This is a genomic window from Sphingomonas sp. (assembly GCF_019746015.1).
In the GTDB taxonomy this organism is placed as follows: domain Bacteria; phylum Pseudomonadota; class Alphaproteobacteria; order Sphingomonadales; family Sphingomonadaceae; genus Sphingomonas.
Map to the genome: position 1 here is coordinate 1 of NZ_JAIESM010000029.1, position 12,423 is coordinate 12,423.

Below are 12,423 nucleotides of genomic sequence, written 5' to 3' on the forward strand. Positions count from 1 at the left end.
CCTGGTGGCGAGCAAGGCGCTGGGCCAGAATTTCCTGTTCGACGGCCAGCTGCTGGCGCGCATTGCCGCCATTCCCGAGGCGATCGACGGCGCAGAAGTGCTGGAGGTTGGCCCCGGCCCCGGCGGGCTGACCCGCGCGCTGCTGCTGGCGGGAGCGCAGGTGACCGCGATCGAGCGCGACCGGCGCTGCCTGCCGGCGCTGGCCGAACTGGGGGAGGCGTTTCCGGGCCGGTTGCGCGTGATCGAGGGCGATGCGACCGAAATCGATGCAGCCGCCCTGTTCACCGGCCAGCCGCACATCGTCAGCAACCTGCCCTATAATGTCGGCACCGCACTGCTGGTCGGCTGGCTGTCGGCGCCGTGGCTGCCCTGGTGGCAATCACTGACTTTGATGTTCCAGCGCGAGGTTGCCGAACGGATCGTGGCGCCGGTGGGCAGCGATCATTATGGCCGGCTGGCCGTGCTCGCCCAGTGGCGGGCCGAGGTGAAGCTGGCGATGCCGGTCCACCGCTCCGCCTTCACCCCGCCGCCCAAGGTGATGTCGGCGGTGGTGCATCTTCGCCCGCGCGCGGCACCCGATGGCGTGCGGCTGGCGACGCTGGAAAAGCTGACGGCGGCCGCCTTCGGCCAGCGGCGCAAGATGCTGCGCCAGAGCTTGAAATCGGTACCCGGCGCGCTCGACGCGCTGGCCGGGCTCGGCATCGATGCGACCGCGCGGGCGGAGACGATCAGCGTCGACCAGTTCGTGGCGCTGGCCCGCGCGCTGGACTGAGACCCCGGTTACTGGCGCGAGGGCGGCTTGCCGGCCTGTGCGACGACCGGCGCGGTGGCGGCGCCGCGCGCGATTGCGGCGGCCAGCGCCACCCCTTGCGGGCAGGCGGACGGGCAGCGCTTCTTGATCTTGGCCAGATTGTCGCGCGCCCGGTCGATCGCGCCGCGCGCGACAAACGCCTCGCCCTGCCCCTGAAGCGCGGCAAGATCGCCCGGATCGAGTGTCAACGCCTCGCGATAGAAGCGGATCGCCTTGCCCGGCAGCCCCTGCGCCATGGCAATGCCGGCCAACTGGTTGAGCGCGGCGCGGTTGCGCGGATCGACCGCGAGCGCGGTTTCCAGCGTGTCGGTCGCCGCCTGCAGATTGCCGGCGGCGCGCGCCGCCTGCCCCTCCGCCACCAGCGCCATCGAGCGCGGGTCGATCTGATCGTCGGGCCGCTGGCCATGCAGCGCGGTCGACACAGTGAGCAGAGCAAGCGCGCCGGCAGCGGCGAGCGACGAATACCGCATGATGGTCTCCAGAACCGAAAGTGGGTTGGCTAGCATGGCGCGCGCAGTCTCGCGACAAAAAAGCCGTCCGTCGAGTCCCGCGCCGGGGTCAGTCGCCAGCCGGCGCCATGCGCACGGCCAACGGGCAGCGCCGGCGGCTCCGCCACCCAGCCCGGATGGGCGGCGAGGAACGCTGCCACCTGATCCGCCCCTTCGCGGTCCAGCAGCGAACAGGTGATATAGACCAGCGCGCCGCCCGGCCGCACCAGCGGCTGCGCGACCGCCAGCAGATGCGCCTGCGTGGCCGCCAGCCGGTCGAGCCGCGCCGGGGTCAGGCGCCAGCGGCTTTCGGGGTTGCGCCGCCAGGTGCCGGTGCCCGAACAGGGCGCATCGATCAGCACCACGTCCGCGCGCCCCCGCCAATCGGCGAGCGCCACCGTCTCCTGCCCCGGGTTCATCAGCCGCGTTTCCACCGTGGCGCCGGCCCGCTCGGCACGCGGGCCAAGCCGCGACAGCCGGGCCCGGTCGACATCGCAGGCGATGAGCGGCGCCGCGCCCGCCGCTGCCAGCGCCAGCGTCTTGCCGCCTGCCCCGGCGCACAGATCGATCACCGCGCGGCCGGCAACCGGCCCTGCCGCCAGCGCAACCGCCTGGCTGCCGGCGTCCTGCACCTCGAACCCGCCCGACAGATGCAGCGGGTGCTGTTCCAGCATTGCCCCTTCGGCAATGCGCAGTGCGTCGGGCAGCCCTGCAATCGGCGCGGCGCCCGGCACCGCCGCCATCACGTCCGCCAGCGAACTGCGCACCGGGTTGAGGCGCAGATCAAGCGGCGCGCGGCCGGTGAGCGCCGCCAGCTCATCCCCCGCCAGCCCCGATGCGGCGAGCGCCTCCACCAGCCAGGCCGGCGCGACACCCGCCGCTGCCACCGGCTCGCCAGCGACGATGGGCGCCGGCCCGTGCGGCGATCCGTCAAACAGCGCGCCGAGCGCCGGATCGTCCGCCACCAGGCCGAGCAGCGCGGCGCGCCCCGACGCCGGCACCTCGCCCGCGCGGCGGATGGCGGCATAGACCAGCTCGCGCACGGCCCGCCGGTCCTTCGATCCGGCATAGCGCCGCGTCGCGAAATAGCGCGCGATCAGCGTATCGGCCGCCGCCCCGCCCCCGCGCGCGGCATCGATGATCGCATCGAGCAGCTCGATTGCCGCCTCCGCGCGGGCCGCCGGCGTCATCGCTGTGGCCCCGCGCCCGGTTCAGCGCGTCGGGTAATTGGGGGCCTCACGCGTGATCGTCACGTCGTGGACGTGGCTTTCCTTCAGCCCGGCATTGGTAATCCGCACGAAGCGGGCGCGCTGCTGAAGCTCCTCGATCGTGCGCGCGCCGGTATAGCCCATCGCCGCGCGCACGCCGCCGGCCAGCTGGTGGATCACGTCCTTGGCCGGCCCCTTGAACGGCACCTGCCCCTCAATCCCCTCCGGCACCAGCTTCAGCTGGTCCTTGATGTCCTGCTGGAAATAACGGTCGGCCGAACCCTTGGCCATCGCCCCCACCGAGCCCATGCCGCGATAGGATTTGTAGGCGCGACCCTGATAGAGGAAGGTTTCGCCCGGCGCTTCCTCGGTCCCGGCCAGCAGCGAGCCGATCATCACGCTCGACGCGCCGGCCGCCAGTGCCTTGGCCACGTCGCCGGAGGTACGGATGCCGCCATCGGCAATCACCGGAATGCCCGAACGGGCGGCTTCGGCGGCACAGTCCATGATCGCGGTCAGCTGCGGCACGCCCACGCCCGCCACCACGCGGGTGGTGCAGATCGAGCCCGGGCCGATGCCCACCTTCACCGCGTCTGCGCCTGCATCGATCAGCGCGCGTGTCGCCTCGGCCGTGGCGACATTGCCGGCGACCACCTGCACCGCGTTCGACAGCGCCTTCACCCGCTCCACCGCGCGCGCCACGTCGCGATTATGGCCGTGCGCGGTGTCGATCACCACCAGGTCGACCTCGGCCGCGACCAGCGCGTCGCTGCGCGCAAAGCCCGCCTCGCCAACGGTGGAGGCCGCCGCCACGCGCAGCCGCCCGGCGCCATCCTTGGTCGCCGCCGGATAGGTGACCGCCTTTTCGATGTCCTTCACGGTGATCAGCCCGATGCAGCGATAGGCATCGTCCACCACCAGCAGCTTTTCGATGCGCCGCGCGTGGAGCAGCCGGCGCGCCTCCTCCTGGCTGACGCCGGGGCGGACGGTGGCCAGATTGTCGCGCGTCATCAGCTCGGCCACCGGCTGGCGCGGATTTTCGGCAAAGCGCACGTCGCGGTTGGTGAGAATGCCGACCAGCCGGCCATTCTCCTCCGTCACCGGAATGCCGCTGATGCGGTGGCGCGCCATCAGCTCCTGCGCCTCGGCCAGCGTGGCACCGGGGCGGATGGTGATGGGGTTCACCACCATGCCGCTTTCAAAGCGCTTCACCTGGCGGACGGCCGCGACCTGTTCCTCGATCGACAGATTGCGGTGCAGCACGCCGATGCCGCCCATCTGCGCCATCACGATCGCCATGTCGGCCTCGGTCACCGTGTCCATTGCGGCGGAGAGGAACGGGATGTTGAGCGTAATCTCGCGCGACAGCCGGGTGCGCGGATCGGCCATGGATGGCACGATGTCGGACTCGGCCGGCGTCAGCAGGACGTCGTCGAAAGTAAGGCCGAGGCGGATGTCCATGGGCTGCCAGATCCTGGGTGAAGGGTGAATCGTGGCGGCCCATGTAACCAAGCGCGCCCCAGGACGCTAGGGGGCGCGCCCGATTGTCATGTTGGTGCGTTACCCTGTCTTGCGGCGCAGCGTGCGCCCGATGGGAGAACCGATATGAGCATCTTCGGCATGATCAAGGACGCGATCTGGGGAAAGAAGGCGCAGGCGGCGCCCGCCCCGGCTGCGGTGGCCCCTGCCGCTGTCGCCCCCGCGACACCTGCTGCCATCGCCCCGGCAGCCCCGCCCGCCGCCGCACCGATGACCCCGGCAGAGATCGAAACGCTGCTTGCCGCCATGGCCGCAGAACATGGTGAGGCGCTCAACTGGCGCGACTCGATTGTCGATCTGATGAAACTGGTCGGGCTGGACCCGACGCTGGCTAACCGCAAAGAGCTGGCCGAGGAGCTTGGCTATCCTGGCGAGCGCGACGGCAGCGCCGCCATGAACATCTGGCTGCACAAGCAGGTGATGGAACAGCTTGCCGGCAATCGCGGCGCCGTGCCGGCGGCACTGACGCACTGAACGGCAAGGCGGCGCGCCCGGCGCAAAACGTCCGGGCGCGCGCGCCGCTTACTTCTTGCCGAACAGCCCGCCGGCCAGCCCGGCCAGATCGTTGAGCGGATTGCCGTCGCCATCCTTGTCGAGCATGCCGCCGACCTGCCCCAGAATGCCGCCGGCCCCTGCCGAGGCACCGCCGAGCAGGCCGGACAGCTGACCGAGCGCGCCCTCGCCACCGATATGGCCGATCAGCTGCTGCAGCGCGTCGGTCGGCAGGCCGGTATTGGCGGCGGCGGCCTCCACCGTGTCACCGGGTTCGGCATGGGCCTGGCCCAGCGCGGCCATGGCCTGCTCGGTCTGTTCAGGCGTCAGCCCGACCTTGCCGGCAAGACCCGCGATATCGATGTTGCCGCCCAGCTGCGACAACAGACCATCCAGCATACCCATCGCCTCATCTCCCGCATGATTGCTGCGCAACCCTATCACAGCGCTGGCAGCGGCGCGAGGTCGGGGCTTACGAATTCATGGCGCGCAGCGACCGAGAAAAGCCTGTCAGCGCTGTAAAATTTCAGCGGCCAGCCCCGGCTGCCGATCGGCGACAGCAGCAGCGCGTTGACCGAGTCGGCCAGCCCCGCCGGCCGCTGGCGCAGGTGCAGCCGCACGCCATGCACATACACCCGGGTGATCGTGTCGTGATAGCCGCCCCGGTCGTCATTCACCCCGCCGACCGCGACGTTATAGCTGCTGATGATCGCGCGGATCCGCGCATCGACATCGATGTCGGGCCGCTCGCTCAGCAGATAGTGGCAGGCAGCCAGATGCGCCTCGTGCGTCCAGTCGGCGCGCGGCAGGCTGTGGTCGAGCAGGCCGGTGCCGATGCGCACGATCTCGGCATCGGCAGTGAACAGGCGGGGTGTGTGGGTCATGGCAGTTGTTTTCCGGGCATCCTGGGAAAGGAAGGCCCGGAAAGAACTGACCGGGCCGCGTCAGGCGGGTTGGCTTACCCCCGGCGCCGATTGGCGGACGCTTTCGTCGACATGGTCGGCGAACTGGGCGAAATTCTCGTTGAACAGGTCGACGAGCTTGGCCGCCATCGCGTCATACGCGTCCTTATCGGCCCAGGTCTCGCGCGGGTCGAGGATCGCGGCATCGACGCCCGGCACCGCCACCGGCACCTTGAACCCGAAATTGGGGTCGGTGCGGAACTCGACATCGTTCAGGCTGCCGTCGAGCGCGGCGTTCAGCAGCGCGCGGGTCGCCTTGATCGGCATGCGGTGGCCGGTGCCATATTTGCCGCCGGTCCAGCCGGTGTTGACCAGCCAGCAATCGACCCCGCCCTTGGCGATCCGCTCCTTCAGCAGATTGCCATAGACGCTGGGATGGCGCGGCATGAACGGCGCGCCGAAGCAGGTGGAGAAGGTCGCCTCGGGCTCGGTCACGCCGATTTCGGTGCCGGCGACCTTGGCGGTGTAGCCCGACAGGAAGTGATACATCGCCTGATCCGGCGTCAGCTTGGCGATCGGCGGCAGCACGCCGAACGCATCCGCCGTCAGCATCACCACGTTGCGCGGCACCGGCCCCATATTCTCGGCCGAGGCATTGGGGATGAAGTCGATCGGATAGGCGCCGCGGGTATTCTCGGCCAGGCTGTTGTCGTCCAGGTCGAGCGTGCGGGTCGCCTCGTCCATCACCACATTTTCAAGCACCGTGCCGAACCGCTTGGTGGTGGCATAGATTTCGGGCTCGGCCTCGGCCGACAGGCGGATCATCTTGGCATAGCAGCCGCCCTCGAAATTGAAGACGGCAGTGTCCGACCAGCCATGCTCGTCGTCACCGATCAGGGTGCGGCTGGCATCGGCGCTGAGCGTCGTCTTGCCGGTGCCCGACAGGCCGAAGAACACGGCGGTGTCCCCTTCCGGCCCGATATTGGCCGAGCAGTGCATCGGCATGATGCCCTTGGTCGGCAGCAGATAGTTGAGCAGGCCGAACACCGACTTCTTCATCTCGCCGGCATATTTGGTGCCGCCGATCAGGATCAGCCGGTCGGTGAAGTTGACCGCGATCACCGTTTCGCTGCGGCAGCCATGGCGGGCCGGGTCGGCGCGGAAATCGGGCAGGTCGATGATCGTGAAGTCAGGCTCAAACCCGGCCAGTTCCGCTTCCTGCGGCCGCACCAGCAGGGTGCGGATGAACAGATTGTGCCAGGCGAGCTGGTTGATCACCCGCACCCGCACGCGGTGTTCGGGCTGCGAGCCGCCGTACAGATCCTGTACGTAGAGCGTCTCGTTTACACCCACAGCGGCCATGAAGTCCGCCTTCAGCGCGGCGAAATGCTCCGGCGTCATCGCCTTGTTGGATTTTCCCCACCAGATCGTCTGGTCGGTCTGCGCGTCGCGCACGATGAACTTGTCATTGGCGGAGCGGCCGGTGTGGCGGCCGGTTTCCACCACCAGCGCGCCATCCTTGGACAGGCGCCCCTCGCCCCGGCGCAGCGCCTGCTCCACCAGCGGCGCGGTGCCCAGATTCCAGTGGATCGCTGCCCGGGTCTCGATGCCCTGTGCTTCCAGACCCTTGATCGGGGTACGCTCGCTCACCGCCACTCTCCTAAAACCATAGCCCCACAGCATAGCACCGCGTCGCGCGCGATGCATACGTATGTCGACTCGGCGCATATCGCCCGGCGCCGCCGGGGTCAAATGGCGCGGGCGTTGAGCGGCGGCCAACTTTGCCCTAGTCGTGGACAGGTTGTACTTTTGCCTGCCAAGGACGTGCCCGAGATGACGGCGACGATCGCCCTGGTCGATGACGACCGCAACATCCTGACCTCGGTGTCGATCGCGCTTCAGGCCGAAGGGTTTCTGACGCGCGTCTATTCCGATGGCGAAAGCGCGCTGAAGGCGCTGGTCGACAATCCGCCCGACCTGGCCATTTTCGACATCAAGATGCCGCGCATGGACGGGCTGGAGCTGCTGCGCCGCCTGCGCGAAAAATCGCTGCTGCCGGTGATCTTCCTGACCAGCAAGGATGACGAGCTGGACGAGGCGCTGGGGCTGGCGATGGGCGCCGACGACTATATCGCCAAGCCGTTTTCGCAGCGGCTGCTGATCGCGCGCATCCGGGCCATTTTGCGCCGCACCGAACTGACCCAGCCCAGCACCGCCGACGACGCCCAGCCGGCGGCGCCCGACAAGATCGTGCGCGGCCGTCTGGCAATGGACCCGGCCCGGCACAAGGTGACCTGGGGCGGCCAGCCAGTGACGCTGACCGTCACCGAATTCCTGATTCTGGAAACGCTCGCCCAGCGGCCGGGCATCGTGAAGAACCGCAACCAGCTGATGGATGCCGCCTATCAGGACGACATCTATGTCGATGATCGCACCATCGACAGCCACATCAAGCGCGTGCGGCGCAAATTCCGCCAGGTCGACCCCGAATTCGATGCGATAGAGACATTATATGGCGCGGGCTATCGCTTCTCGGAGGAATAGCGAGCGCGAGCCCGGGCTGAACTGGTCCGGCCGGGTCACGCTCACCCGGCGTATTCTCGCCGTCAACATCTTCGCGCTCGCGATGCTGGCGGGCGGCTTCTTCTATCTGGACAGCTATCGCAGCCGCATCGTCGACAGCCGCACCGTGCAGGCAGTGCGCGAGGCACGGCTGGCCGCCGCCGCGCTGGCCGCCGTGCCGGCCGGGGAGCGGGCATCGCTGATGCTGACGCTGGCGCGCGAGACGGGCAACCGCATCCGCCTGTTCGAAGGGGGCAGCGAAATTGCCGACACCAGCGCGATGGGGCTGGACAATTTCACGCTGGACGATCCGGCGCGCGAACGCTGGGGCCAGACCATCGGCCGCTGGCTGGACACGCTGATCGACGCGGTGGTGCGCGCCGCCGCCGCCCCGCTCTATGCCGAGCCACCACGCGGCATCGCCCCGCCGGACGTGGCCGAGGCGCTGGAGCGCGGTGTCGCATCGGCGCGGGTATGGCGCGCGCCCGACCGGACGCCCATCATCACCGCCGCCGCACCGCTGGCCGGCGGCATGGCGGTGATGACGGCGGTCAACGCGCGCGACATTACCGAGACGGTGCGGCTGGAGCGGTTCCGCCTGTCGATCGTGCTGCTGGTGACGACCCTGGTGTCGATCTATCTCTCGCTGTTTCTGGCGCGCACCATTGTCGGCCCGCTCAGGCGGCTCGCGCGCGCGGCGGTGCGGGTGCGGCTGGGCCGCGCGCGCGAAGTGGTGGTGCCGCGCCTGCCCGAACGCCGCGACGAGATTGGCAGCCTGGCGCGCGCGCTGTCGGACATGAGCCAGGCCCTGCGCGCACGGATCGACGCTACCGAGGCCTTTGCCGCCGATGTGACGCACGAGATGAAGAACCCGCTCGCCTCGCTGCGGTCGGCAGCGGAAGGGCTGGACCGGGTGCAGGACCCCGATCTGCGCGGCCGGCTGATGGAGATCATCCGCGACGATATCCGCCGGCTCGACCGGCTGATCACCGACATTTCCGAAGCCTCGCGCCTCGACGCGCAGCTGAGCCGCGCCAAGTTCGAGCCGGTGGACGTGGCCGCGATGATCGAGGCGCTGATCGCCCAGCGCGCGGCGCGCGGCATCGAGCGCGGCGTCGCCATCCAGTTCGAGGTGGCACGCGACGGCGCGCTGGTGGTGATGGGCGAGGCGATCCGGCTGGAACGGGTGTTCGAAAACCTGATCGACAACGCCATTTCCTTTTCCCCCGATGGCGGCACGGTGCGCCTGACGCTGGGCGATACCGGGCCGGACGCGCTGATTACGGTGGATGACGAAGGCCCTGGCGTGCCCGAGGAAGCGCGCGAGAAAATTTTCCGTCGTTTCCAGTCGATTCGCCCAGAGGGAGAGGCGTTTGGCCAGCATTCGGGGCTGGGCCTGGCCATTGCGCGCGCGATCGTGGACGGGCATCAAGGCACCATCACTGTCGAATCGCGCGATGATCGCATATCGGGGGCGCGGTTCGTCGTTACGCTACCACTGGCGGCGTAATCGCGAGGGCGGCGCGATGGAGGGTTGATGACTGCGGTTTCCTCCGAAACGCTGCACGCAACCAGCGTCGCCATTGGCGGGCGGGCAGTGCTGATCATGGGCCGTTCGGGCGCCGGCAAGTCTGACCTGGCGCTGCGGCTGATCGATCGCGGGGCGCAGCTGGTGAGCGACGACTATACACTGCTGGTGCGCGCAGGCGCCCGGTTGCTGGCCAGCCCGCCGGCGACGATTGCCGGCCGCATGGAAATCCGGGGGCTCGGCATTGTCGACATGGCGCATGTCGACGCGGTGCCGGTCGCGCTGCTGGTTGAGCTGACCGACGATGTCGAACGGATGCCGCCGCCGCTCACCCCCCATCGCCGGGTGGCCGGCATCGACGTGCCGATCTACGCGGTGGAGGGCGACTGGCCCTCCGCGCCGATCAAGGTGGAGCATGCGCTGCGGCTGAAGGGCATGGCATGAGCAAGGACGTGCTGCTTGTCACCGGCATGTCGGGCGCGGGCAAATCGACCGTGCTCAACACGCTGGAAGACCTGGGCTGGGAAGTGCTGGACAATTTTCCGGTGCGGCTGATCGACCGGCTGCTCGCCCCGGCGGGCGATGGCCGGCACGAAGATGCAGACCGGCCGCTCGCCATCGGCATCGGCGCGCAGACGCGCGATTTCGATCCCGCCCGCCTCGTCCAGCGGATCGGCCGCCTGCGCGAGGATGACGGGCACAATATCGGCACGCTGTTCCTCGATTGCTCGAACACCGAGCTGGAGCGGCGCTATTCGGAAACGCGGCGGCGCCACCCGCTGGCGCTCGACCGGCCGGCGGCCGACGGCATTTTGCGCGAGCGGACCCTGCTCGCCCCGGTGCGCAGCTGGGCGAACCGGCTGATCGACACCTCGAACCTGTCTGCCAACGAACTGGCCGCGCAGATCCGCTCGACCTTCAGCCGCGAGGGGCATAGCCCCCTCACCCTCAGCGTGATGTCGTTCGGCTTTGCCCGCGGCATTCCGCGCGATGCCGATCTGGTGCTCGACATGCGCTTTCTGCGCAACCCGCACTGGGACGAGAAGCTGCGCCCGCGCACCGGGCTGGACGCGGACGTTGGCGCCTATGTCGCGGCCGACACTGCCTATGCCGATGCGATGGCAGCGATCGACACGCTGCTGCTCACCCTGCTGCCGCGCTATCGGGCGGAGGGGAAAAGCTATGTGACGATCGCGTTCGGCTGCACCGGCGGGCGGCATCGCTCGGTGCATGTCGCCGAACGCGTCGCCGCCCTGTTGCGCGCGAACGGTTTTTCGCCCACGGTCGCGCATCGCGATCTCGGCGCGGCGCCGCAGGACCAGCTGGAGGGTAGCCCCAGCACCCGCCGCCGCCCGGCCGACGCTGGATGAGTGATGAAAAGAGTGAACAAAGTCAAATGATTGGGCTGGTATTGGTGACCCATGGTCGGCTCGCCCATGAATTCGTGACGGCGATGGAACATGTCGTCGGCAAGCAGGAGCGAGTCGCGGCGATCTCGATCGCGCCCGACGAGATGGAAACGCGCCGGGGCGACATCGCCACCGCGATTGCCGACGTCGATGCGGGACAGGGCGTGATCGTGCTGACCGATCTGTTCGGCGGCACCCCGTCCAACCTTGCCATCTCGCTGATGGAGCCGGGCCGGGTCGAAGTGATTGCCGGCATCAACCTGCCGATGCTCATCCGCCTGGAAAGCGCGCGCAAGGCGATGAAAGTGGTCGACGCCGTGGCCGCCGCGCGCGACGCGGGCCGCAAATATATCCGTGTCGCCTCCGAAGAACTGGGCGCAGCGGCGGCGTGAGCGAAACGGCGCGCACGGTTGCCATCACCAATCGCCGTGGCCTGCACGCGCGCGCCAGTGCCAAATTCGTGACGCTGGCCGCCACCCTGCCCTGCGAAGTGGTGGTGGAAAAGGACGGGCACAGCGTGACCGGCCGTTCGATCATGGGGCTGATGATGCTGGGCGCGGCGATGGGCGACAGCATCACCATCCGCGCCGACGGCGACGGCGCCGCCGACGCGGTCGCACAGCTCGCCGCGCTCGTTGAGGCCAAGTTTGACGAGGAATAACGCGGGAAGGCGAGCTTGAGATGCCCCGCGAGATAACCGCCTATTCCAACCCGCTGATCAAACGCGTGCGCCAGCTGCGCGAGAAGCGCCACCGCCGCGCCGAAGGCCTGTTCCTGGCCGAGGGGCTGCGCATCCTGACCGAGGCGCGCGAGGCCGGGCGCCTGCCGCACTATCTGTTCTTCGCGCGCGACAGTGCGGCGCACCCGCTGGTGCGGACACTGATCGCCGAGGTGGAGCAGGCTGGCGGCGAAGCGATCGAGACGATTCCCGACATTTTGAGCAAGCTGTCGGGCAAGGATAATCCGCAGGCCGTGGTCGGCGTGTTCGCCGAATTTGCCCGCCCGCTGGCGAGCCTGAACCGCGCCGCCGCGCCGATCTGGCTGGTCGCGGAGCGGCTGCGCGACCCCGGCAATCTGGGCACCATCCTGCGCACCGGCGATGCGGTGGGCGCGGGCGGCCTGATTCTGATAGGCGACTGTGTCGATCCGTTTTCGGTGGAGGCGGTGCGCGCCAGCATGGGCGCGCTGTTCACGGTGCCGGTGGTGCAGGCCGACTGGGCCGATTTCCTCGGCTGGCTGCGCGCCGGGCCGGGGCAGCTGGTCGGCCTCAGCCTCGACACGCCGACTGACTATCGCGCCGCGCGCTATCAGGCGCCGTGCTTCCTGCTGACCGGCAACGAAGCGCAAGGCATGCCCGCCGACTATGCCGCCCAGTGCGACCTGCGAGTCAAAATCCCCATGCGCGGCAAGGCCGACAGCCTGAACGCCGCCGTCGCCACCGCGGTGATGGCCTATACCGTGCTCGCCCAGCTGGGGGATTGATC

The 12,423-nt window shown here is 69.0% G+C and carries 15 protein-coding genes; 9 read left to right on the forward strand and 6 right to left on the reverse strand.

Translation table 11 applies throughout. The features are described from left to right. Position 1: 1 nt before the first annotated feature. Positions 2-772: a 16S rRNA (adenine(1518)-N(6)/adenine(1519)-N(6))-dimethyltransferase RsmA gene (gene rsmA / locus K2Y03_RS04215; protein ID WP_294088503.1), complete on the forward strand. Its 771-nt coding sequence runs from the start codon at positions 2-4 to the stop codon at positions 770-772. Between the two features lie 8 nt (positions 773-780). On the opposite strand, the gene K2Y03_RS04220 is transcribed toward rsmA, so the two are convergent. From K2Y03_RS04220 to guaB, 3 genes are read right to left on the reverse strand one after another with little or no spacing between them, the layout of a single operon-like run. After that, a complete protein-coding gene (locus tag K2Y03_RS04220) occupies positions 781-1,281 on the reverse strand; it encodes a tetratricopeptide repeat protein (RefSeq protein WP_294088504.1) in 501 nt (166 codons plus the stop codon). Positions 1,282-1,310: 29 nt separating this feature from the next. After that, positions 1,311-2,489, reverse strand: coding sequence for an RsmB/NOP family class I SAM-dependent RNA methyltransferase (locus K2Y03_RS04225; protein WP_294088505.1), 1,179 nt, complete (start codon positions 2,487-2,489; stop codon positions 1,311-1,313). 21 nt (positions 2,490-2,510) lie between these two features. After that, the gene (guaB, locus tag K2Y03_RS04230) at positions 2,511-3,968 is read right to left on the reverse strand and encodes an IMP dehydrogenase (RefSeq protein ID WP_294088507.1); all 1,458 of its coding nucleotides are present in this window, start codon (positions 3,966-3,968) and stop codon (positions 2,511-2,513) included. A gap of 144 nt (positions 3,969-4,112) precedes the next feature. Here guaB and K2Y03_RS04235 point away from each other — a divergent pair, with 144 nt between their 5' ends. Next, a complete protein-coding gene (locus K2Y03_RS04235) occupies positions 4,113-4,520 on the forward strand; it encodes a DUF3597 domain-containing protein (RefSeq protein WP_294088508.1) in 408 nt (135 codons plus the stop codon). A gap of 48 nt (positions 4,521-4,568) precedes the next feature. On the opposite strand, the gene K2Y03_RS04240 is transcribed toward K2Y03_RS04235, so the two are convergent. From K2Y03_RS04240 to K2Y03_RS04250, 3 genes are read right to left on the reverse strand one after another with little or no spacing between them, the layout of a single operon-like run. Further along, on the reverse strand, positions 4,569-4,943 hold the full coding sequence (locus K2Y03_RS04240) for a hypothetical protein (RefSeq protein WP_294088509.1): 375 nt from the start codon (positions 4,941-4,943) through the stop codon (positions 4,569-4,571). Between the two features lie 35 nt (positions 4,944-4,978). Beyond that, positions 4,979-5,422 carry a hypothetical protein gene (locus tag K2Y03_RS04245; RefSeq protein WP_294088510.1) on the reverse strand — a complete coding sequence of 148 codons (444 nt, stop codon included), beginning with the start codon at positions 5,420-5,422 and terminating at the stop codon, positions 4,979-4,981. 60 nt (positions 5,423-5,482) lie between these two features. Continuing rightward, a complete protein-coding gene (locus K2Y03_RS04250) occupies positions 5,483-7,090 on the reverse strand; it encodes a phosphoenolpyruvate carboxykinase (protein WP_294088511.1) in 1,608 nt (535 codons plus the stop codon). 183 nt (positions 7,091-7,273) lie between these two features. Here K2Y03_RS04250 and K2Y03_RS04255 point away from each other — a divergent pair, with 183 nt between their 5' ends. The 7 genes from K2Y03_RS04255 to K2Y03_RS04285 are packed head-to-tail and all read left to right on the forward strand — an operon-like array spanning position 7,274 to position 12,421. Further along, entirely contained in the window at positions 7,274-7,984 is a 711-nt protein-coding gene (locus tag K2Y03_RS04255) for a response regulator transcription factor (protein ID WP_294088535.1), read from the forward strand. Then, on the forward strand, positions 7,953-9,512 hold the full coding sequence (locus K2Y03_RS04260) for an ATP-binding protein (protein WP_294088512.1): 1,560 nt from the start codon (positions 7,953-7,955) through the stop codon (positions 9,510-9,512). The genes K2Y03_RS04255 and K2Y03_RS04260 overlap by 32 nt, the downstream gene beginning before the upstream one ends. A 24-nt stretch (positions 9,513-9,536) precedes the next feature. Then, on the forward strand, positions 9,537-9,974 hold the full coding sequence (locus tag K2Y03_RS04265) for an HPr kinase/phosphorylase (RefSeq protein WP_294088513.1): 438 nt from the start codon (positions 9,537-9,539) through the stop codon (positions 9,972-9,974). Beyond that, the gene (rapZ, locus tag K2Y03_RS04270) at positions 9,971-10,900 is read left to right on the forward strand and encodes an RNase adapter RapZ (RefSeq protein ID WP_294088514.1); all 930 of its coding nucleotides are present in this window, start codon (positions 9,971-9,973) and stop codon (positions 10,898-10,900) included. The genes K2Y03_RS04265 and rapZ overlap by 4 nt, the downstream gene beginning before the upstream one ends. Positions 10,901-10,926: 26 nt before the next feature. Next, a complete protein-coding gene (locus K2Y03_RS04275; protein ID WP_294088516.1) occupies positions 10,927-11,331 on the forward strand; it encodes a PTS sugar transporter subunit IIA in 405 nt (134 codons plus the stop codon). After that, a complete protein-coding gene (locus tag K2Y03_RS04280) occupies positions 11,328-11,600 on the forward strand; it encodes an HPr family phosphocarrier protein (protein WP_294088532.1) in 273 nt (90 codons plus the stop codon). Before K2Y03_RS04275 ends, K2Y03_RS04280 begins: the two co-directional genes overlap by 4 nt. 20 nt (positions 11,601-11,620) lie before the next feature. Continuing rightward, the gene (locus tag K2Y03_RS04285) at positions 11,621-12,421 is read left to right on the forward strand and encodes an RNA methyltransferase (protein ID WP_294088533.1); all 801 of its coding nucleotides are present in this window, start codon (positions 11,621-11,623) and stop codon (positions 12,419-12,421) included. Positions 12,422-12,423 lie beyond the last annotated feature (2 nt).

Excerpts from the sequence above, each read along its gene's own strand:
- K2Y03_RS04240 (WP_294088509.1), bottom strand. The coding sequence starts at position 4,943 with ATGGGTATGCTGGATGGTCTGTTGTCGCAGCTGGGCGGCAACATCGAT.
- K2Y03_RS04220 (WP_294088504.1), bottom strand. The coding sequence starts at position 1,281 with ATGCGGTATTCGTCGCTCGCCGCTGCCGGCGCGCTTGCTCTGCTCACT.
- K2Y03_RS04255 (WP_294088535.1), top strand. The coding sequence starts at position 7,274 with ATGACGGCGACGATCGCCCTGGTCGATGACGACCGCAACATCCTGACC.
- guaB (WP_294088507.1), bottom strand. The coding sequence starts at position 3,968 with ATGGACATCCGCCTCGGCCTTACTTTCGACGACGTCCTGCTGACGCCG.
- K2Y03_RS04275 (WP_294088516.1), top strand. The coding sequence starts at position 10,927 with ATGATTGGGCTGGTATTGGTGACCCATGGTCGGCTCGCCCATGAATTC.
- K2Y03_RS04235 (WP_294088508.1), top strand. The coding sequence starts at position 4,113 with ATGAGCATCTTCGGCATGATCAAGGACGCGATCTGGGGAAAGAAGGCG.
- K2Y03_RS04260 (WP_294088512.1), top strand. The coding sequence starts at position 7,953 with ATGGCGCGGGCTATCGCTTCTCGGAGGAATAGCGAGCGCGAGCCCGGG.
- K2Y03_RS04245 (WP_294088510.1), bottom strand. The coding sequence starts at position 5,422 with ATGACCCACACACCCCGCCTGTTCACTGCCGATGCCGAGATCGTGCGC.
- K2Y03_RS04225 (WP_294088505.1), bottom strand. The coding sequence starts at position 2,489 with ATGACGCCGGCGGCCCGCGCGGAGGCGGCAATCGAGCTGCTCGATGCG.
- rapZ (WP_294088514.1), top strand. The coding sequence starts at position 9,971 with ATGAGCAAGGACGTGCTGCTTGTCACCGGCATGTCGGGCGCGGGCAAA.
- K2Y03_RS04285 (WP_294088533.1), top strand. The coding sequence starts at position 11,621 with ATGCCCCGCGAGATAACCGCCTATTCCAACCCGCTGATCAAACGCGTG.